The sequence below is a fragment of the Chitinasiproducens palmae genome (assembly GCF_900095735.1).
Taxonomy (GTDB): Bacteria; Pseudomonadota; Gammaproteobacteria; order Burkholderiales; family Burkholderiaceae; genus Chitinasiproducens; species Chitinasiproducens palmae.
On sequence record NZ_FNLO01000005.1, the window covers coordinates 32,369 to 53,553 of the forward strand.

Sequence of the window (21,185 nt, forward strand, 5' to 3'; positions counted from 1 at the left end):
CGGCGCAGATGCCGCGCCGACTACCGCCCAGCGCTCGACATGGCGCGTGGTACGGCTTTTTATGGCAAAGCGTTGCATATTAGCATGAGGGTCGTCCACCATGACCCGGGGCCCGGCGTCAAGTAAGCCGAACGTCAGGTAAACCCAACGCTTGCACGCGCCGATGCGGCTAGGGTTAGCGCCGATGCCGGTTCGCGCACGCGCCGCTATGCTGCGGCGACGACCTTTCGAGCGGAAACCCTGCCCATGCACAGCGACGCGCCAGACTATTCCTCCTACCGCAGCCTAGCCTTCGAACGCCCGGCCGAAGGCGTGATCGAGATCGTGATGCAGCCGGGGCGCAACCGCAGCGGCCTGCCGACCACCGATCGCGACGGACACCGCGAACTCGCGCACGTGTGGCGCGACATCGATGCCGATCCGAGCGTGCGCGCCGCAGTGCTGCGCGGCACGGGTCCGGGCTTTTCCGGCGGTGGCGACCTCGCGCTGGTGGAGGAGATGATCGACACCTTCGAGGCGCGCGCCCGCGTCTGGCGCGAGGCGAGCGAACTGGTCTACAACCTGATCAATTGCTCGAAGCCCGTCGTGTCCGCGATCCACGGCCCAGCCGTCGGCGCGGGCCTGGTCGCCGGTTTGCTCGCCGACATCTCGGTGGCTGGACGCGGCGCGAAGATCGTCGACGGACACACCCGCCTGGGCGTCGCGGCCGGCGATCACGCCGCCATCGTCTGGCCGCTGCTGTGTGGCATGGCGAAGGCCAAATACCATCTGCTGTTGTGCGAGCCGATCGACGGCGCGGAGGCGGAACGCATCGGCCTCGTATCCGTCGCGGTCGAAGACGGCACCGAGCGCGAACGCGCGCTGGCGATCGCCGAGCGGCTGGCGGAAGGCTCGCAGACTGCGTTACGCTGGACCAAACACACGCTGAACAACTGGCTGAGGCTGGCCGGTCCCAGCTTCGACGCGTCGCTGGCGCTGGAAATGCTTGGCTTCACGGGCCCGGACGCGCGTGAAGGCGTCGCATCGCTGCGAGAACGGCGCGAGCCGCGCTTCACGCGCGACGAGCCGTTCGGGGCGGCACCCGCCTCGGCGCGGCCGGCCGCGCGCGATGGCGAGACTTGAGACGAGACGCGCACGCGCGTCGGATGCCCGGTGGTAAGAGGCTACGACGCTAATCGGCCAGGAGGCGCGCGGCAGCGAGGCAGTGCAGCGGCCGTAGCGCGGCCCCCGCACCGGCCATCAAGGCTTGAGAACACCGGCTTCAGAACACCTATAGGGAGGACAGACCATGAGCGCCAATGACACGAGCGGTATCCCGGGCTGGGATTTCTTCACCCGCGCCGCGGAGACGATGCGACAGACGCCGTTCGGCGCGGCCATGGGCACCGGCATGGGGACGGGCATGGGCATGCCGGGCGCCGGGGCACCCTGGTCGATGATGACCGACATGCTCGCGCCGCTGACCAACATCGACGATCTGGACCGGCGGATCAACGAGGTCCGTGCCGTCGAGCAGTGGCTGAAACTGAACCTCGGCATGGTGCAGTCGACCGCCCAGGCCCTGGAGGTGCAACGCGCCACGCTTGCCACCTTGAAGGCCTTCGGCTCGATGGCCGGCAGCGGCGCCGGCTTCGCGCAGGCCGGCTTCCCATTCGGGGCAGCGGCGACCGGCGCCGCTGGCGAGGCCAAGGCGCCACCGTCCGGACAGGCCAGTTCGGCGGGACAGGCCGGCGCGGGCACGACCAATCCGTTCACCGGTGCCGCGAGCGCCCATGGCATGCCGGACATGAGCGCGGCCACCGAAGGCGCGGCAACTTGGTGGCGCATGCTGAACGACCAGTTCTCGCAGATCGCCAGCATGGCCAGCGCCGGGCTGACGCCGGCCGGAGGTGGCGGGGGCAGTGGCGCGGGACCGGATGCGGCTGCCGCGCCGGCTGGTGGAAGCGGCGGGGCCGGGGCGGGCGGGCCAGCCACCGAAGGCGTGCCGCCGGAGGCCGCGGAGCGCGACGATCCCGCCGCGGCGGCGCGCCGTCGCCGCAAGCCCTGACGCGCAGACCGGGCGGTAGCGGCAGTGCCTGGCGATCACCGTGCCAGGGGTGCCAGGGGTGCTCAAGGGACGATCGCGCGAAGCGGCCGTTCAGGCCGTTCGCTCAGTCGATCGACTCGGCCTCGACGATCGTATGCTCGATGAGGCCGCAGACGTGCTGGCGGGCGGTCGCGGCATCCGGCTCGCCGCGCGCCGCGCGGGCATCGGCACCAACCGCGTCCGACATGCTCCGTTCGGGCGGGGCGAACGCAAGGGCCACGCGATCGCCCGGCACCAGGAACGGCGTCGTCGCCGCGCCGGCCGTGATGGTTTCGACCGCGCGCCGGCCTGCGATCGAACCGAGCGCATGGCTGCGCCCGATGGCGGCGACCGGCCCCATCGCGTACACCGTGCCGGGCGTGAGCGGTCGCTGGCGGGCCTGCGCCGCAAGCAGCGTCCCGGCGCCGACCGTCAGTCCGGCGGCACAGTCCGGCGAGCCCAGCGCGCGGCCATTGATCGACATCGACAGCGTGCGATGCAGCCGTCCGTCAAGCCAGGCCGCGCCGAACTCGTCCGGCGACACAAAGACCGGCGAGAAGCCGATCTTCACGTCCCGTTGCCCGGCCGGGCCTTCGCGATAGGCGTAGCGGCAGGCCAAGCCGAGCAAGCGAACGGCGGCCAGCGCGCGGGCAGCGGACGCGCCGCGCGGCACGGCGTCGCACACTGCCGTCAGGTAGGCGCTGCAGTCGAGCGACGCGTCCGGACGATCGCAGACGATTTCGGCACGGGCGCCGGCTAGCCAATCGCCACTCAACGTCTCGTCATGGCCGGGCAGATCGTCGCTCGTGCCTGGCACCGTCGCGGCGCGCCGCCGGCCGGCCGGCGCGCGCGCTTCGGCGCCCCCGCTCGGTTCGCCGGCTTCCGCCAGGACCCGCGCGTGATCGGCATAGCAGTCGGCGGCAAGCACGCGATACGCGCGCGGCAGCGGCGCGTGGCAGTCGCGCGCATCGAATTCAAACGCGCGCCGGACCCGCCCCTGGTTCAACGCTTCGTACAATGTCTGGAGCTGCGGACCGAAGAAATGCCAGTCTTCGAGCGCGCGCTGCAGCGTTGGCGCGACGGCATCCGCGAACGCAGCCGTGTGAAGGTCGTCTGAGACGACGACCAGCTGGCCGTCGAGCGAACCGTCTTTCAGGGAGGCAAGTTTCATGTCGTGCAGCGGGGTACGGCGACGCATGCGTGGCGTCGGGAAGGCGGATTCTATCGCGGCGCCACTGCGCGCGACCGCGCGCCAGCGCGTGACACGAATTGCCTGAGGAATTGCCCGAGGCATTGCCTGGGCGTGCGCGGTCCAAGCCACGGCCGCCGCGCGAGGCGGCCGACGTCAGCGCCCGTTTCGGGAGCCGCGCTACGGGCCGGCTGATCCTGCTGGCGGTGCTGGTGGCTGCGCTGCTCGCGCTACATCTGCTGCTTGCCTGGCGGATGTCCTGGACCCGCGTCCCGCCGGTGCGCACGCCGCCGCCGTTGATCGTGCACGTGCTGCCCCCGCCCCGGCAGGTCGCAGCCGCGCCGACCGTGGCGGCCCCGTCGGCGCCGCGGCCGCCGGGCCACGGCAGGCAGGCCGCGCCCGGCCCCCGCGCAAGACCGCCCACGCCGCCCACGCCATCGCGCGAACACCGGTCGGCGTCGCCAGCGCGTCCAGACATCGCGCCGTCGCCGACGACTGCGGCACCTTCGTTGCCGCCGGCCGCCGACGCGTCCGCCAACGCGCCGGCGGCCAGCGTGTCCGGCAGTCCCGCCGTCGACGGCAACAACAGCAACGACGGGTACAAGCGGGGCAATGGCAGCGATGCAAACGGCGGCGACGGACAGGCCGGTGCCTCGGCGCCGGCGGCCGAAGCCGACCCGTTCCGCCCCCCGGCGTCGGCGACACTGCACTACGACACGTTCTACAACGGCATGCCGAACCAGACCGGCACCATCGTCTGGTCCAACCTCGACGGCCAACGCTACCGCCTGAGCGTGGCCTTCGCATTGCCGTTCGTCGGCCGCTTCGCCTACGCCAGCGAGGGGCGCATCGGTACCGACGGCTTGGCGCCCGACCGCTATACCGAGGAACGCTCGCGGCGCGACCCGGTCCTGACGCAGTTCGACCGTCTGGCGACACCGCCACAAGCGCGCTTCAGCCGAGGCGCGGCGCCGCTTGCGTTACCCGCTGGCGCGCAGGATCGCTTCAGCGTGCTGATCCAACTTGCCGCGCTGATCAACGGCGCGCCGGCCCGCTACCGGCCGGGTGTGGCACACCGCTTCTTCGTGCTGGACAGCAACAGCGGCGAACCGTGGACCATGGTGGTGGCCGGCGAAGAGACCGTGATGTCGCATGGCCAGGCCATTCCGGCGCTGCATCTGGTCCGTGCGCCGCGGCGGGAGGGCGACACGCGCCGGATCGACGTCTGGCTGGCCGGATCGATGCAATGGCTGCCAGTGCGGCTGGTGCAAACGGAGCCGGACGGCACGCAGATCGAGCTGCGTTGGCGCCCGCCCAATGCGGTTTTGGCGCCGGCTGGCGACGACGAACCGATGCGGGGCAGCTGAACGGGCGCGTATCTTGCGTGTTTTCCCGTACAGCGGGGCTCGACGGCACGGCATGAGGCCGCCGACGGGCCGGGCACGCGCGGCGGGGTACCGCCAGGCCCTTGAATCTTCAACGAGCCGCCCAACATACTGTCCATCCGCACCCGACGCTTGAGCGGGACAGTCCGAAAGGAGCATCGAGATGCAAATGATCTATAACAGCCCGAACTACTGCGTCGTCGAATTCCCGGCTCAGGACGATCATGCTGCCTTGAAGGCAGGCGGTTATGAGATTGTGGACAAGCACTACCAGCGCGAAATCTACATCGACGGCGCGCTGGCCGAGCAATTTCGCGAACACGTGCAGCGCCTGATCGAACAGGAGCCGTCGGTCGACGAAATCGACGATTTTCTCGGGCAATTCGACAGCCTGATGGTGCACCCGGTGATCCTCCACTGACGCGATCGAAAGCGGCGGCCGGCGCGTGCCGGCTGCCTTGAAGGCCGACGGGCGCGAGTCCGTCGGCCTTTTTTCTGCGCGGTGTCCGGCCGTCGGCGGCGCAGCGCCGGTAAACTGCCGCCTCGCGCATGGGCCGGCTCGACGACGGCCGCGCCTCGCGCGTTACACTTTCGTCTCCGCCGCCGTCGCCCGTCCGAATCCGTCATGACTGCAACGCTCGCCGTTCCGAGTGCCCCGTCCCGTCCCCGCCCCGGTCTGCGTCCATACACGCGCGCCGCGGCCCTGCCCGACCTGATGCGGGAGCGCATCCTGATCCTCGACGGCGCGATGGGCACCATGATTCAGCGCTACAAGCTGGACGAGGCCGCCTACCGGGGCGAGCGTTTCGCCACGTTTGCGCACGACGTGAAGGGCAACAACGAACTGCTGTCGCTGACGCAACCGCAAATCATCCGCGAGATCCACGACCAGTATCTCGCGGCCGGCGCCGACCTGATCGAGACCAACACCTTCGGTGCGACGACGGTGGCCCAGGCGGACTACCACATGGAAGACCTGGTCGACGACATGAACCGCGCGTCGGCCCGCCTGGCGCGCGAGGCGTGCGACGCCGCCAGCACCCCCGACAAACCGCGCTTCGTCGCGGGCGCCATCGGCCCGACGCCGAAGACGGCGAGCATTTCGCCGGACGTCAACGACCCGGCGGCGCGCAACGTCGATTTCGACACGCTGCGCGACGCCTACTACGACCAGGCCAAGGCCCTGCTCGACGGCGGCGTGGACGTGTTCCTGGTCGAGACGATCTTCGACACGCTGAATGCGAAGGCGGCGCTGTTCGCGCTCGACGCGCTGTTCGAGGACACCGGCGAGCGCCTGCCGATCATGATCTCGGGCACGGTCACCGATGCCTCGGGCCGCATCCTGTCGGGCCAGACGGTCGAGGCTTTCTGGAATTCGCTGCGGCACGCCCGCCCGTTCACCTTCGGGCTGAACTGCGCGCTTGGCGCGGCGCTGATGCGCCCCTACATTGCCGAACTCGCCAAGCTGTGCGATTGCGGCGTGTCCTGCTATCCGAACGCGGGTCTGCCGAATCCGATGAGCGAGACCGGCTTCGACGAGACGCCGGACGTCACGTCCGGACTCGTCGGGGAGTTCGCCGACTCCGGGCTGGTCAACCTCGCCGGCGGTTGCTGCGGAACGACGCCCGAGCACATCGCGGCGATCGCCGCGCGGCTTGCGCAGGCCCGACCGCGCGCGTGGCCGGGTCAGTACCGCGAAGAATGAACGGCGGCCGGCCCGATGCGCCGGCCGCGTCCCCGTGCACCCCTGCCTCACCCTGACAAGCGACATGAGCGACCACCTGCTGCGGCTCTCCGGGCTCGAACCCTTCAACGTCGGCGAAGACACGCTGTTCATCAACGTCGGCGAGCGCACCAACGTGACGGGCTCGCGGGCGTTCGCGCGCATGATCCTGAACAACCAGTTCGACGAAGCGCTGGCGGTCGCCCGCCAGCAGGTCGAGAACGGCGCGCAGGTGATCGACATCAACATGGACGAGGCGATGCTCGATTCAAAGGCGGCGATGGTCCGCTTCCTGAATCTGATCGCCTCTGAGCCCGACATCTCGCGCGTGCCGTTGATGATCGACTCGTCGAAGTGGGAGGTGATCGAGGCGGGGCTGAAGTGCGTGCAGGGCAAGCCGATCGTCAACTCGATCTCGCTGAAGGAAGGCGAGGACGCCTTCCTGCATCATGCGCGGCTGATCCAGCGCTACGGCGCGGCGACGGTCGTGATGGCCTTCGACGAACAGGGCCAGGCCGACACCTTCGAGCGCAAGACGCAGATCTGCAAGCGCAGCTACGACCTGCTGGTCGCCAAGCTCGGCTTTCCGCCCGAGGACATCATCTTCGACCCGAACATCTTCGCGGTGGCAACCGGCATCGAGGAACACAACAACTACGCCGTCGACTTCATCGAGGCGACCCGCTGGATCAAGACGAACCTGCCGTACGCGAAGGTCAGCGGCGGGGTCTCCAACGTGTCGTTTTCGTTCCGCGGCAACGACGTGGTGCGCGAGGCCATCCACACCGTGTTCCTGTATCACGCGATCCAGGCCGGCATGGACATGGGCATCGTGAATGCCGGCCAGCTCGGGGTCTATGCCGACCTGGACGCGGCGCTGCGCGAGCGCGTCGAGGACGTCGTGCTGAATCGCCGCAGCGACGGCACCGAGCGCCTGCTGGAGATCGCCGACCGCTTCAAGGGCGGCGCGGCGAAAAAGGAGGACAACCTGGCGTGGCGCGAACAGGCGGTGGCGGCGCGCCTGGCGCATGCGCTGGTCAATGGCATCACGCAGTTCATCGTCGAAGACACGGAGGAAGCTCGCGCGGAGATCGCCGCGGCGGGCGGCCGGCCGATCCAGGTCATCGAGGGACCGTTGATGGACGGGATGAACGTGGTCGGCGACCTGTTCGGCGCGGGCAAGATGTTCCTGCCGCAGGTGGTGAAATCGGCACGCGTGATGAAGCAGGCGGTCGCGCACCTGATCCCGTTCATCGAGGAAGAGAAAGCGCGCATGGCGGCCGCCGGCAGCGACGTGCGGGCCAAGGGCAAGATCGTGATCGCGACCGTGAAGGGCGACGTGCACGACATCGGCAAGAACATCGTCACCGTGGTCCTCCAGTGCAACAACTTCGAGGTGGTCAACATGGGGGTGATGGTGCCGGCCGCCGAAATCCTCGCCAAGGCGAAGGAGGAAGGTGCCGACATCATCGGCCTGTCCGGACTGATTACGCCCAGCCTCGAGGAGATGGCGTATGTGGCTTCGGAGATGCAACGCGACCCGTACTTCCGCGAGCGCCAGACGCCGCTGCTGATCGGCGGCGCCACCACCTCGCGCGTGCACACGGCAGTGAAGATCGCCCCGCACTACGAAGGCCCGGTGGTGTACGTGCCGGACGCGTCGCGTTCGGTATCGGTGGCATCGAGCCTGCTGTCGGACGAGGGCGCGTCGCGCTTCCTGGACGAGCTGAAGCGCGACTACGCACGCGTGCGCGAGCAGCACGCGAACAAGAAGAGCCAGCCGATGGTGACGCTGGCGGCGGCGCGCGAGAACCGGCACCGGATCGACTGGGCGCGCGTGACGCCGCCCAAGCCGCGCTTCATCGGCCGCCGCGTGTTCAAGAATTACGATCTCGCGGAACTGGCGCGCTACATCGACTGGGGCCCGTTCTTCCAGACCTGGGACCTCGCCGGCCCCTACCCGAAGATCCTCGACGACGAGATCGTTGGCGAGTCGGCGCGCCGTGTGTTCGAGGACGGGCAGGAGATGCTGCGGAAGCTGATACGCGGCCGCTGGCTGCAGGCGAACGGCGTGATCGCGCTGCTGCCGGCCAACACCGTGAACGACGACGACATCGAGATCTATAGCGACGAGACGCGCGAAACGGTCTTGCTGACCTGGCGCGGCCTGCGCCAGCAGAGCGAGCGTCCGGTGGTCGACGGCGTGCGCCGGCCGAACCGTTCGCTGGCGGACTTCATCGCGCCGAAGGCGTCGGGCGTGGCCGATTACATTGGCTTGTTCGCGGTGACGGCTGGCCTCGGCGTCGAAACGCGCGAGCGGCAATTCGAGCGCGAACACGACGACTACGGCTCGATCATGTTCAAGGCGCTGGCCGATCGGCTGGCCGAAGCCTTCGCGGAATGCCTGCATGCGCGCGTGCGGCGCGAACTGTGGGGCTATGCGTCCGACGAAACGCTGGGCAACGCCGATCTGATCGCTGAACGCTATCAGGGCATTCGGCCCGCGCCCGGCTACCCGGCCTGTCCGGACCACCTGGTCAAGGCACCGATGTTCGAAGTGCTGGACTGTCAGGAGATCGGCATGTCGGTCACCGAGTCGCTGGCCATGTTGCCGGCGGCGAGCGTCTCCGGCTTCTACCTCGCGCACCCGGACAGTACGTACTTCTCCGTCGGCAAGATCGGCGAAGATCAGTTGCGCGACTATGCGGCGCGCAGCGGACTGAGTCCCGACGACGCGCGCCGCGCGCTGGCGCCGCTGCTGTAGCCGCGCGCCAGCCCGTAGCTTGCCAAGCGCGGCGGTGTCTGCCACCGGCGCCCCGCCATTCTGAGCCGATGCGCCCGGTGCGTCGGCTCAGGGACAGTTCAGGGGCGGCTCAGGATCGGTCAAGTGGCAGCGCGTCAGACGCCCCAGAGAATGTCGGCATCCTGGGCCTTCGCCGCACGCATCATGTCGAGCAGCGGATAGGCGCGCTGCGCGAGTCCGATTTCGATATCGTGCGTGGCCGGGTCCTCCGGCGCATGACCGTGCGGGTGGAGTGCGTCGTGATCGTCATGCGCGGCCTTGTCCACGCTGATCGCGGCTTCCAGTTTCTGGAGCGCCGCGGCCATTTCAGTGCGATGAATGGTGCCGCGCTCGTCGAGATGCTTGCCGAGGATGCCCAGCAGGTATTTCGCCAGATCGTCGAGCATCCGGATTTCGGCCGCAGCCGTCGACTTGAAGGTAATCCACATTCCGGGTTTCTCCTGTTTCCACTGTTCTTATGCGCACGCGCTGGCGTCGACGAGGATCGTCCACCCCGGCCAGCACGCGCGCGACGCCGCTTTCATGCAGACGCCGTGCCAGACGCCCTTACCGATACCGGCTCGCGGCCAGCCGAAGATTCCTCGGCAACATTCCTCGACAAGTTTCCCGGTTTGCAGCGTGGCGGGACCACGGGCGTCGAACCATCATACACGCCAGCCGGCGCGCCTCCACGCGCGCCCTGGCACGGCTGGCCGCGTGCGGCAAGGCCCGCGCCGCCCGGCACGACGGTGCGGCCGGCGACGATTTGCCGGCCGGCGCACCTGATAGAATCTCGCATTCGCCACACGTGGCGCGGCAGCCGTCCGCGGCGGCCGCTCGCTGCCACATTCGCCGGCGCGCCGTCCCCTGTCGGGGGCTCCGCTGATGCCCTGCTGGTGCCCCGCTGGTGCCTTAACCCATCGCCATGCTGTTCGAAGACAAGAAAACCATCGAGGCGATCTTCGCCGATTCGCTCGCGCACGTCGTCACCTCGCTCGAAGGCGTTGATCCCGCCGCCTTCGTCGCGCCGACCATCGTCCTGGAACGCCCGAAGTCGGCGGCCCACGGCGATTTCGCCTGTAACGTCGCGATGCAGGCCGGCAAGGCATTGCGCCAGAACCCGCGCGCGCTCGCCGAACGGCTGGTCGCGGCGGTGCTGGCGCATCCGTCCGCAGCCGGCCTGATCGATTCGGCCGAAGTGGCCGGGCCCGGCTTCATCAACCTCCGCCTGTCGCCGCTCGTACTGCGATCGGTGGTGCGCGGCGTGCTGGAGGCGGGTGCCGCGTTCGGCCGCGCGCCCGTGCCGAATGGCCGGCAGGTGCTGATCGAATTCGTGTCGGCCAACCCGACCGGCCCGCTGCACGTCGGCCACGGCCGGCAGGCCGCGCTCGGCGATGCGTTCGCCAGCCTGTTCGAAAGCCAGGGCTGGAAGGTGTGGCGCGAGTTCTACTACAACGACGCGGGCGTGCAGATCGCCAACCTCGCCCACTCGGTGCAGGCGCGCGCGCGCGGCCTGAAGCCGGGCGACGCGGACTGGCCCGAGGCGGCATACAACGGCGAATACATCGCCGACATCGCGCGCGACTTCATCGCGCGCGCCACGGTTGCCGCGAAGGACGGCCAGCCGGTCACCGCGACCGGCGAGGTCGACGACCTCGATGCCATCCGCCGCTTCGCGGTCGCCTACCTGCGGCACGAGCAGGACATCGACCTGCAGGCGTTCGGCGTGCGCTTCGACCACTACTTCCTCGAGTCCTCGCTGTACGCCGACGGCCGCGTCGCGAACACCGTGCAGGCGCTGATCGAAGCCGGCCATACCTACGAAAGCGAAGGCGCACTCTGGCTCAAGTCGACCGACTACGGTGACGACAAGGACCGCGTGATGCGCAAATCGGACGGCACCTATACGTACTTCGTGCCTGACGTGGCCTACCATGTGAGCAAGTGGGACCGGGGCTACGCGAAGGTCGTCAACGTGCAGGGCACCGATCACCACGGCACGATCGCGCGGGTCCGCGCCGGCTTGCAGGCGCTTGGCGTCGGCATCCCGGTCGGTTATCCCGACTATGTGCTGCACAGCATGGTGCGGGTGCAGCGCGACGGGCGCGAAGTGAAGATCTCGAAGCGAGCGGGCAGCTACGTGACGGTGCGCGACCTGATCGAGTGGAGCGGCGGCGCCTTCGAAGGCAACCCGACCCCCGACCAGGTGCAGCGCGGCCGGGACGCGGTCCGCTTCTTCCTGATCTCGCGCAAGGCCGATACCGAGTTCACGTTCGACGTCGACCTCGCGATCAAGCGCAACGACGAAAACCCGGTCTATTACGTGCAGTACGCCCATGCGCGGATCTGCTCGGTGCTCAGTGCCTGGGGTGGCGACGTCGCGGCGCTGCCGGGCGTCGATCTCGCCGCGCTGGACGGCAGCGCGCCGGCCACGCAACTGATCAAGCGGCTCGCCGAGTTCCCGGAGATGCTCGCCCGTGCCGCCGACGAGCTGGCGCCGCATGCGGTGGCGTTCTACCTGCGCGACCTCGCTGGCGACTTTCACTCGTTCTACAATGCCGAGCGAGTGCTGGTCGACGAGGAAGCCGTCCGGCTCGCGCGACTTGCACTGCTCGCGGCCACCCGCCAGGTACTGGCGAACGGTCTGGCGGTGCTCGGTGTGTCCGCTCCACAACGGATGTAACGCCGGCAGTCGCGTCTGCAACAACCCCGCAACAACCCGGCAACAATCCGTTACACGCTAGGGACTTTCTGATGGCAACGAAGCAAAGACGAAACGCGAAGCAAGCCGGCGGCACCATCCTCGGCGTGATCCTGGGCCTGATCGTGGGCCTGGCCATCGCGGTGGTGGTGGCGCTGTACATCACGCGCTCGCCGACGCCTTTCGTCTCGCACACCACGCCGGCAGGCGGCGACGGAGCGTCGCAGCCTGCCACCACCACCGACCCGAATCGCGCGCTCGCCGGCCAGACGCCGGGCCGGCCGGTCGAGAGCCAGCCGACGCCGCCGAACACTGCGCCGGGCCAGCCCTCCAATCCGTCGACCGGCCTGCTCGATGAGCCGGAAATCGTCGAGGTGCCGGGCGCAAACAACCGTCCGCGCACGGATAATACGGCGCCGGTCGTGGTGCCGCCGTCGGCCGCACCGGACACCGCGACGCCGTCGCGCCCTGCCTCGCAGCCGCGCCCGACCCGTCCGGCCACGCCGCCGGCGGCCTCGGCAACGCCCGCGACCCCGACGACGCCAGCGCATCAGCAGACGTCTCCGGCAACGACCCCGGCCAAGCCGGGTGACAGCAATACCGGCTACTATCTGCAGGCAGGTGCGTACCGGACCGAAGCGGATGCGCAGCAGCAGCGGGCTAATCTCGCACTGCAAGGTTTCTCGGCGCGAGTGACGAAGGGCGAAAGCGGCTCGGTGACGTATTACCGCGTGCGGCTCGGACCGTTCTCGAATCTCGACGATCTGAACAAGGTGCGCCGTCCGCTGACCAACGCCGGCGTCGACACCGCGGTGATCCGGTTTACCAAGCAGTGACGCGTCCAGCGGTCCGGGCGCGCCGATGATCCGGAGCGTCCGGTTCCGCACCGACGGACGCGCCCTTCTTACTCTTATCCCGACCGTCCTATGATCAAGAAATTCCTCGGCGTCCTGGCCCTGTCCGCCGGCCTCGCTTTGACCGTGCCGGCCCATGCCGCCGGCGTGAAAGGCAAGGACTACTCGGTACTGAGCACGCCGCAGCCGGTGTCCGTGCCCGCCGACAAAGTCGAGATCACCGAGTTTTTCTGGTACGGCTGCCCGCACTGTTTCGAGTTCGAGCCGAAGCTCGAGGCATGGCTGAAGAAGCAGGGTGGCAACGTCGTGTTCAAGCGCATCCCGGTCGCCTTCCGTCCGGACTTCGTGCCGCACAGCAAGATGTATCACGCGCTCGTCGCGATGGGCATCGAGCCGACGCTGACGCTGAAGATCTTTAACGAGATTCACGTCAAGAAGAACTACCTGCTGACGCCGGAAGCACAGGCCGACTTCCTGTCGCGCAACGGCGTGGACCGCAAGAAGTATCTCGAAGCGTACAACTCGTTCAGCGTGCAGTCGGACGTGCAGCGCGACGCCAAGCAGATGCAGGACTACCACGTTGACGGCGTGCCGACCCTGTTCGTACAGGGCAAGTACGAGACGTCGCCGGCGATGACCAACAGCCTCGACGGCACGCTGCAGACCCTCGATTTCCTGATCGAGCAGGTACGCGCGAAGAAGATGTAAGACGCCGCGGCCCCGGCCTCGCCACATGAAAGTCTTCCTGACCGGTGCGTCGAGCGGCCTGGGGCTCGCGCTGGCAACACGCTACGCCCGCGCCGGCGCCACCCTCGGCCTGGTCGCGCGGCGCGGCGACCTGCTCGATGCATTCGCCGCCGCCCACCCCGACTGCACGGTGGCGCGCTACACGCTCGACGTGTGCGACCACGCGGCGTTGGCGCGGGCCGCGGACGATTTCGTGGCCCGCTTCGGGCTGCCAGACGTCGTCATCGCCAATGCCGGCATCAGCGCCGGTTCGGTCACTGGCGAGGCCGACCTGACCGTGTTCGAGCGAGTCATGGCGGTCAATTACCTGGCCATGGTCGCCACCTTCGAACCGTTTCTGCCGCGCCTGCGGCGGGCCGGCCAGGCGTCCACGCTGGTGGGCATTGCCAGCGTCGCGGGGGTGCGCGGCCTGCCCGGCGCCGGCGCCTACAGCGCGTCGAAGGCCGCCGCAATGCGCTATCTCGAAAGCCTGCGCGTCGAACTGCACGACAGTCCGATCGCGGTGGTGACGATTGCCCCTGGCTACATCCGCACGCCGATGACCGCGCACAACCCCTATCGGATGCCGTTCCTGACCGACCCGGACGTGTTCGCAGCGCGCGCGGTGCGCGCCATCGAACGGCGGCGCCGCTTCACCGTCATTCCCTGGCCGATGCGCATCGTGGCAGCCGTACTGCACGTGCTGCCGCGCTGGCTCTACGATCGTCTGTTCGCCCGCGCACCCCGCAAGCCGCGCGAGGCCGCCACGTCGTCCGGGCGCGACGCCTGACTCACCCCTGCTGCACGTCTGCTGCACGTCTGCTGCACGTCTGCTGCACGTCTGCTGCACGTCTGCTGCACGTCTGCTGCACGCCGGCGGTCCAGCCCCGTTGGTGAAGGCTGGCGAGCGCTAGCGCGCGTTGCTGCGTGTCGCTGCGTGCCGGGGGCGCATTTGTGGCCATGCCTGGCCTGCCGCGCATGCGTCCAGCACATTTCCCGCGAAATTCGTCGAGAATGAGGTTTGTCCGCCGCTGGCGGCGCGCCGGCACGCCTTGCCGCGGCCGGCGCAATCGATAAGAAACGAATCAACAACGGGAGAATCCGATGCGCTCGACCCTTCGCGCCGCCGCACTGGTGCTGGCCATGCCGACCGCGGTATTCGCCGCACCGCTGACGGTCTGCACCGAGGCCAGTCCGGACGGCTTCGACGTGGTGCAGTACAACTCGCTGACCACGACCAACGCGTCCGCCGACGTCATCTACGACGGCCTGGTCGCGTACGATGAAGCGGCCGCCAAGGTGGTGCCGGCGCTGGCGGAGAAATGGGACGTGAGCGCCGACGGCCTGACCTACACCTTCCATTTGCGCCCGAACGTCGCGTTCCAGACGACCGACTACTTCAAGCCAAGCCGCCCGTTGAACGCCGACGACGTGATCTTCACGTTCAAGCGGATGATCGACGACGCGTCGCCGTGGCACAAGGTGGCCGGCGCAAGCGGCTTCCCGCACGCGCAGTCGATGCAACTGCCCAAGCGCATCAAGTCGATCGACCGGGTCGACGACCGCACGGTACGCTTCGTCCTGAACGAACCCGATGCGACGTTCCTGCCGGTGCTGACGATGGGTTTCGCATCGATCTATTCGGCCGAATACGCCGATCAGTTGCTCAAGGCCAACAAGGCCGGCGACTATAACAGCCAGCCGGTTGGCACCGGCCCGTTCATCCTGAAGCGCTATACCCGCGACGCGGTGATCCGCTACGACGCGAACCCGACCTACTGGGGCGGCAAGCCGAAGGCCGACCGCCTGATCTATACGATCACGCCCGACGCGTCGGTGCGGGCGCAGAAGGTCAAGGCCGGCGAATGCCAGATCGCCCTTTCGCCGAAGCCGCAGGATGTGCGCGCCGCCAAGGCCGGCGGCGCGGTGAAGGCCGTCGAGACACCCGCCTTCATGACCGCCTTCGTGGCGATCAATTCGCAGAAGAAACCGCTCGATAATCCGCTGGTGCGGCGCGCGCTGAACCTGGCCTTCGACCGGACCGCCTATCTGAAGGCCGTGTTCGAGGACACCGCCACGCCGGCAGTCAATCCCTACCCGCCCAACACCTGGAGCTACGCGAAGTCGATCGCCGCCTATCCGCACGACATCGCGCAAGCGAAGAAGCTGCTCGCGCAGGCCGGCTTGCCGAATGGCTTCTCGACGACCATCTGGACCCGGCCGACCGGCAGTACGCTGAATCCGAATCCCAAGGTTGGCGCCGAACTGCTGCAGGCGGACCTGGCCAAGATCGGCGTCAAGGCCGAGATCCGGGTGATCGAATGGGGCGAACTGATTCGCCAGGCCAAGCAGGGCCAGCACGACCTGCTGTTCATGGGCTGGGCCGGTGACAACGGCGACCCGGACAATTACCTGACGCCGCAATTCAGTTGCGCCGCGGTGAAATCCGGCACCAACTTCGCGCGCTTCTGCGACGCCAAGCTCGACCAGGCCATCACCGACGGCCGCCACACCACCGACCGCGCAAAGCGCACGCAGTCTTACCAGGCCGCTCAGCAGATCATCCACGACCAGGCACTGTGGGTCCCGCTGGCGTATCCGACCGCCAGCGCGCTGGTCACCGACAAGGTCAGCGGCTACAAGGTCAGCCCATTCGGGCGGCAGCACTTCGCCACCGTGTCGGTCCGCTGACGGCGCGCCGGTCCCTCGGGCACCGGTGCGTCGGGCGCAGCGGTCGCCTGCGGTGCGCCCGCAGGCAATGCCCGCGGTCCGGCGGGTCGGTCAGAACCAGTGTGCGACGCCCGCGTAGGCACCTTGCTGGGTGCCGCCGGGCAGCGGATTGTCGGCGGCCGTGCCGCCGGCCTCGACCGCAAAGTTGGCATTGCCTCGGTTGAACACGCTGCCGACCGAGGCATACACGATGGTGCGCTTCGACAGTGCATAGTTGGCGCCCACCATGGCCAGCGTGGCACTGCCGCCGCCATGGTCCAGCCGGGTGTGATAGACAGCGCCCAACAGTCCGAGCGTCGCGCTCGCCTGCCAGTTCATCCCTGCCCACACGGTGTCGCTGCGCCGTGCGGCGTACGCGTTGTCGGCGCTCGCGCGTGCCGCCGGCGCGCGCAGACCGGCGTACGCGAGATAGAACTTGGCGCGACGCCATGCGTACGTGGCGCCGAACATGTACTGCCGCGAGTGCCGGAACAACGCGTCGTAGGCATCGCCCGATGGCGCGTCGCTGCGCACCGTGTCGTAGAGCGCGGTCATCATCAACGGACCGCGTTGATAGCGGACATCGGCCGACCACTCGGTTCCGCGCGCGAACGTACCGGCATGCCCGCCCGGTGCGAATTGCAGACCGGCGGTCCAGCCGGCCCATTCAGGCGAGCGATAGCCGATTGCATTGGCGCGCGAACCCCACGCCCGTCCGCGCAACAGCGTCGCCGCGCCCAGGAACTGCAAGCCGCCGGGGTCCAGCGCCCATAGCGCGCCGTCCGATCGTTTCATGTCGCGACCCAGGCTCAGTTCGCCGTAGCGCGGCGACACCAGCGCGACGCGCGCAATGCGATTGAACAGCGCGTCGTCGGCGCCGTTGTTCACGTCGAAGCCGCTTTCGAGCTGGAACACCGCGTGGTTGCCGCCGCCAAGCGTCGCCTCGCCACGCATGCCCCACAGGCTGGTCCCCCATTGGCTGTTGGCGCTCCGCCAGCGCGTCGACGATGTTGCACCGAGGCGGTTGGTCCAATCCACGCCGCTGACCAGCCGGCCGTAGAAGACCGGTCCGTCGGCGGCGCACGCCGATGACGTCGCGAGGCCAGTGACGCAGAAGAGTAGTGCGGTGTATTTCATTGCGACTTCCAATCGATGACGAACAGCCGTCCATGTCGCACGCGACGCGGACGCGAGGCATCGCCGGCAGCACGCCAAGACCCGTGGACGGTGCAATCGAGACGATCGCACCGTCCATCGGCACGCCGGAAGGAACGCAGAGAGATACGTACTGCCAAGCAATTGGGCGATGCTAGCAGCCGTCGAGAAAGGCTTGAATCGGTGTTGCTACCGGTTGGGCGGCATCGCGCCGCGCCACCGCGCCTGTCGGGCCGACAGCCTGTCAGCCCGGCAGGCGCCGACGGCACCGCCGTCACGCGCGTCGTTCAGCGTGCAGGTACGAAACGGAACACGCCATCATCACCCGTCTCGCGTCGCAGGCGACCGTCCAGCCAGAGCAGATGCAAGTGGGCCAGCGCCTCGCCCAATGCAAACGTCATCTGGTGTGTATCGAGCTTGCGGCGGAACATCAGCGGGACGATGTCGCCCGCGCTGCGCGGTGCCGTGGCGCACGCTTCCATCACCTCGGCAAGCCGGGCGGCATGGTGGTCGCGCAGCTGGCGTACACGGGTGTGCAGTCCGACGAACGGTTTGCCATGCGACGGCAGCACCAGCGTATCGGCCGGCAGCGACTCGTAACGGCCGAGCGAACGCAGATAGAGGTCGAGCGGATTGCCCTCCGGCTCCATGTCGAATACGGAGACGTTGGTCGAGATGCGTGGCAGTACCATGTCGCCCGAGATCAACACCCGTTTCGCGTCGCAGTAGAGCGCGCAGTGTTCCGGCGAATGGCCGAAACCGGTGATCACACGCCAGCGCGCGTCGCCGATGACGATCTCGTCGCCCTCGCTCAGCCGCCGGAACTGCGCCGGCACGCTCGGCACCAGCGTCGGGAAGTAGGCGGTGCGATGCGCGACTTGCTCCAGCGTCGTCTCTTCGGTAACGCCGTTGCGGGCCAGATGCGCGGCAGTGGCCTGGCCGCCGGCATTCGATTCGAGACTGCCGTGCGACAGCACCGCGCCCAGCGCATATTCGCCGAGCGTCATCCAGAGCCGCGCCTGCCAGCGGGCATCGTCGCCGCCGTCGCACAGCCATCGCGCCAGCCCGAGGTGGTCCGGGTGACAGTGCGTGACCAGCACCCGCGACGCGCGCCGGTTCTCGAACGCGCTATCGAACAGCGTGCGCCAATGGCCGCGGATCGTCTCGTCGGCGATGCCGCAGTCGACGACGGTCAGCGAGGGCGCCGCGGCCTCGTCCTGATCGTCGAGCAGCCAGACGTTCACATGGTCGAGCACGAAGGGCAGCGGCATGCGGGCCCAGCGCACGCCGGGCGCGACGGTCAAAGCCTGTCCCGGCTCCGGCAATGTGTCACCGAAACGATATTCCAGTTCCTTTTCCAGCTCGTTCATGGGGAGTCGCGCGCGAATGGTCGATGCCGCATTGTCGCATCGCGTCGGCGACCGCGCTGAGGCATGCTTGCCTGGGCAGGCGCCGCATCGTGTCGAGAACGGCCACCGCGCCGTCCCAGCCGCGTGGCGCGCCGTGCAGGCCGGGCGTGCCACAGCAAGGCCAACATCGCGCCGATCCGCCCGGCCCGTCGGTCCGCGCGATCCTGGCGCCAAGCCGGACCCGCGTACCACGGCAGCGGCGGCCGCTGCGGGCCGCGCAACGCCGTCGCGTTGCTACCCCCGGCCCCGCATGCCGGCCCCACATGCCGGCCCCGCATGCCCGTCGTCCTCGCCGTCGTGCTGGCCATCTGCCCCGACCGGCCATCTGGACAGCGCCCCGCAGCGGTCGATTCCGGGTAGGCTAGACACGTTGCGACAGCCTGCCGACATCCTGCCGTGCGCGCGGCGACGCGTGAGTCGCGTCGGCTGCAACAGCGGCGCGGCGTCGGTTGCCTGCCCTCTTTGCAGGCGATGCATGCCGCCGACGCGCTTCGCCGGCTGCCCGCCGCTTTCCGAACCGAACCATGCCCTTCCCGTCCGCCACGCACCGTTTTCCGCGCGTTCTCGCCGATGCCGCCGGCTTCGAGCTGGCCATCGCGATCCGCCAGGGTTTCGATCGCCACTACGCGATCTTCCGACAGGCTGCCGTGGATGCCCGTGCGCTGTTCGAACAGGGCGACTGGCAGGCGCTGCAGCGTCTGAACCGGGACCGGATCGCGTTCTACGACGCCCGCGTGCAGGAATGCGTCGCGACGCTGGCCCGCGAACATCACGCCACAGCGGTCGACGACGCGCTCTGGCAGCAGGTGAAGCTGCATTACATCGGTCTGTTGACCGGCCATCCGCAGCCGGAATGCGCGGAAACGTTCTTCAATTCGGTGTGCTGCCGCATCCTGCACCGCGCATACTTCAACAACGATTTCATCTTCGTGCGCCCGGCGCTCGCCACCGAATACCTGGAAAACGACGAACCCGCCGAAGCACCGACCTATCGCGTCTACTATCCACGCGACGAAGGACTGGACACGACGCTCTGGCGCATCCTGAGCCACTTCCACTTCGAAGCGCCGTTCGAGGACATGTCCCGCGACGTGGCGTTGATGCGTGCGGTCATCGAGGCACGGCTGGGTCTGGTCGCCGACAATTTCCAGATCCATGTGCTCTCGTCGCCGTTCTTCCGCAATACCGCCTGCTTCGCCGTAGCGCGGATCATCAACGCCGACACGGTCCTGCCCGCCGTGCTGGCGATCCGACGCCGGCCTGCAAGCGACGTCGCGCCCGCCAGCCTGTATGTCGACGCGCTGCTGCTCGAACCGCGCGCGCTGGCCACCCTATTCAGCTTCGCGCACTCCTATTTCCTGGTGGACATGGGCGTGCCGTCCGCCTATGTCGCGTTCCTGCAATCGCTGCTGCCGGGCAAGCCGAAGGCGGAGTGGTACGCGTCGCTGGGCTTGCAGAAACATGGCAAGGCGTTGTTCTATCGCGACCTGCTCCATCACCTGCGCCATTCGAGCGACGCCTTCGTCAGCGCGCCTGGCATCAAGGGGCTGGTGATGATCGTCTTCACGTTGCCATCGTTCCCGTATGTGTTCAAGGTGATCCGCGACCGCTTCGGCTGGCCGAAGGAAACCACGCGCGAGGCGGTGATGGCTCGCTACCGTCTGGTCAAGACGCACGATCGCCTGGGGCGCATGGCCGATACGCTCGAGTTCTCGAAAGCGGCCTTTCCCCGGGCTCGCTTCGACGAGGCATTGCTTGCCGAGTTGAAGGACGGCGCACCGTCGATGATCGAGTTCGACGGCGACGACGTCGTCATCCAGCATTTGTACATCGAGCGCCGGATGACGCCGCTCAACCTTTACCTGCGCGACGGCGACGATGCTGCGGTCGATCATGGCATTGCGGAATACGGCCATGCAATCAAGGAAATGCTGGCCGCGGGCATTTTCCCGGGCGACATGCTCTACAAGAACTTCGGCATGACGCGGCATGGCCGGGTCGTCTTCTACGACTACGACGAGGTCGAATATCTGGCCGATTGCACGGTCAAGACAGTGCCGGCGCCACCGGACGAGGAAGCGGAACTGGGGGCCGAGCCGTGGTATCCGGTTGCGCCGGGCGACATCTTTCCCGAGACCTACCCGCCTTTCCTGCTCGGCGATGCCCGGGTCGCCGCCGCGTTCAAACGTCACCACCCCGACTTCTTCGACCCGGCGATGTGGCGTGCCCATCAGAACGCGGTGCGGCAGGGCCGCGTCGCCGATGTCATGCCCTATCCCGCCCACCTGCGGTTGGCGGCGACCGGGGCAGGCGCCCCGGCGGCGGGCAATGCAGGTTTGGCGCCGGATGCCGAGCGTGACCGGAGGTCTGTCTGAGGTGCCAGGACTGCTCAAGACCGCGGCCGCCCGCTTGCCTGTCCAACGCGCGCCCGACGCGACCTGTGTTGCCAGCGAAGCGAGGCAGCCGCGGTGATCCGTGCGAAGCCGC

At 68.3% G+C, this 21,185-nt stretch carries 15 protein-coding genes and 1 pseudogene; 12 read left to right on the plus strand and 4 right to left on the minus strand.

Annotation, left to right across the window (positions count from 1 at the left end):
• Window positions 1-246: 246 nt before the first annotated feature.
• Window positions 247-1,122: an enoyl-CoA hydratase/isomerase family protein gene (locus tag BLU54_RS09620; RefSeq protein WP_091907506.1), complete on the plus strand. Its 876-nt coding sequence runs from the start codon at window positions 247-249 to the stop codon at window positions 1,120-1,122.
• 166 nt (window positions 1,123-1,288) lie between these two features.
• A complete protein-coding gene (locus tag BLU54_RS23975; protein ID WP_211435326.1) occupies window positions 1,289-2,047 on the plus strand; it encodes a PhaM family polyhydroxyalkanoate granule multifunctional regulatory protein in 759 nt (252 codons plus the stop codon).
• Window positions 2,048-2,942: 895 nt separating this feature from the next.
• On the opposite strand, the pseudogene BLU54_RS24610 reads toward BLU54_RS23975, so the two are convergent.
• Window positions 2,943-3,236, minus strand: a pseudogene (locus BLU54_RS24610) (fumarylacetoacetate hydrolase family protein); the annotation flags it as partial.
• Window positions 3,237-3,334: 98 nt separating this feature from the next.
• On the opposite strand from BLU54_RS24610, the gene BLU54_RS09635 reads away from it, so the two are divergent.
• The 4 genes from BLU54_RS09635 (at window position 3,335) to metH (ending at window position 9,126) form a co-directional block, all read left to right on the plus strand.
• The gene (locus tag BLU54_RS09635; protein ID WP_139169598.1) at window positions 3,335-4,621 is read left to right on the plus strand and encodes a DUF3108 domain-containing protein; all 1,287 of its coding nucleotides are present in this window, start codon (window positions 3,335-3,337) and stop codon (window positions 4,619-4,621) included.
• A gap of 181 nt (window positions 4,622-4,802) precedes the next feature.
• Window positions 4,803-5,060: a BTH_I0359 family protein gene (locus tag BLU54_RS09640; RefSeq protein WP_091907511.1), complete on the plus strand. Its 258-nt coding sequence runs from the start codon at window positions 4,803-4,805 to the stop codon at window positions 5,058-5,060.
• A gap of 204 nt (window positions 5,061-5,264) precedes the next feature.
• Window positions 5,265-6,344 carry a homocysteine S-methyltransferase family protein gene (locus BLU54_RS09645; RefSeq protein ID WP_091907513.1) on the plus strand — a complete coding sequence of 360 codons (1,080 nt, stop codon included), beginning with the start codon at window positions 5,265-5,267 and terminating at the stop codon, window positions 6,342-6,344.
• A gap of 64 nt (window positions 6,345-6,408) precedes the next feature.
• Entirely contained in the window at window positions 6,409-9,126 is a 2,718-nt protein-coding gene (metH, locus tag BLU54_RS09650; RefSeq protein WP_170845094.1) for a methionine synthase, read from the plus strand.
• Window positions 9,127-9,260: 134 nt separating this feature from the next.
• Here the strand turns inward: metH and BLU54_RS09655 are convergent, their stop codons facing one another.
• The gene (locus tag BLU54_RS09655; RefSeq protein WP_091907515.1) at window positions 9,261-9,593 is read right to left on the minus strand and encodes a DUF1840 domain-containing protein; all 333 of its coding nucleotides are present in this window, start codon (window positions 9,591-9,593) and stop codon (window positions 9,261-9,263) included.
• Between the two features lie 476 nt (window positions 9,594-10,069).
• Between BLU54_RS09655 and argS the strand changes: the two genes are divergently transcribed.
• From argS to BLU54_RS09680, 5 genes are all read left to right on the plus strand, one after another.
• Window positions 10,070-11,827, plus strand: a complete 1,758-nt coding sequence (gene argS, locus BLU54_RS09660; protein ID WP_091907517.1) for an arginine--tRNA ligase — start codon at window positions 10,070-10,072, stop codon at window positions 11,825-11,827.
• A gap of 71 nt (window positions 11,828-11,898) precedes the next feature.
• On the plus strand, window positions 11,899-12,681 hold the full coding sequence (locus tag BLU54_RS09665) for an SPOR domain-containing protein (protein ID WP_091907519.1): 783 nt from the start codon (window positions 11,899-11,901) through the stop codon (window positions 12,679-12,681).
• A gap of 93 nt (window positions 12,682-12,774) precedes the next feature.
• Window positions 12,775-13,407: a thiol:disulfide interchange protein DsbA/DsbL gene (locus BLU54_RS09670; RefSeq protein ID WP_170845114.1), complete on the plus strand. Its 633-nt coding sequence runs from the start codon at window positions 12,775-12,777 to the stop codon at window positions 13,405-13,407.
• A 25-nt stretch (window positions 13,408-13,432) separates the two neighbouring features.
• Window positions 13,433-14,215, plus strand: a complete 783-nt coding sequence (locus BLU54_RS09675) for an SDR family oxidoreductase (protein ID WP_091907523.1) — start codon at window positions 13,433-13,435, stop codon at window positions 14,213-14,215.
• 314 nt (window positions 14,216-14,529) lie between these two features.
• Window positions 14,530-16,116, plus strand: a complete 1,587-nt coding sequence (locus BLU54_RS09680) for an ABC transporter substrate-binding protein (RefSeq protein ID WP_091907525.1) — start codon at window positions 14,530-14,532, stop codon at window positions 16,114-16,116.
• Between the two features lie 90 nt (window positions 16,117-16,206).
• Here the strand turns inward: BLU54_RS09680 and BLU54_RS09685 are convergent, their stop codons facing one another.
• Entirely contained in the window at window positions 16,207-17,271 is a 1,065-nt protein-coding gene (locus tag BLU54_RS09685) for a porin (protein ID WP_091907527.1), read from the minus strand.
• Window positions 17,272-17,576: 305 nt separating this feature from the next.
• Window positions 17,577-18,659 carry an MBL fold metallo-hydrolase gene (locus BLU54_RS09690; RefSeq protein ID WP_091907529.1) on the minus strand — a complete coding sequence of 361 codons (1,083 nt, stop codon included), beginning with the start codon at window positions 18,657-18,659 and terminating at the stop codon, window positions 17,577-17,579.
• A gap of 563 nt (window positions 18,660-19,222) precedes the next feature.
• Between BLU54_RS09690 and aceK the strand changes: the two genes are divergently transcribed.
• Window positions 19,223-21,073: a bifunctional isocitrate dehydrogenase kinase/phosphatase gene (gene aceK / locus BLU54_RS09695; protein ID WP_091907531.1), complete on the plus strand. Its 1,851-nt coding sequence runs from the start codon at window positions 19,223-19,225 to the stop codon at window positions 21,071-21,073.
• Window positions 21,074-21,185: the final 112 nt, after the last annotated feature.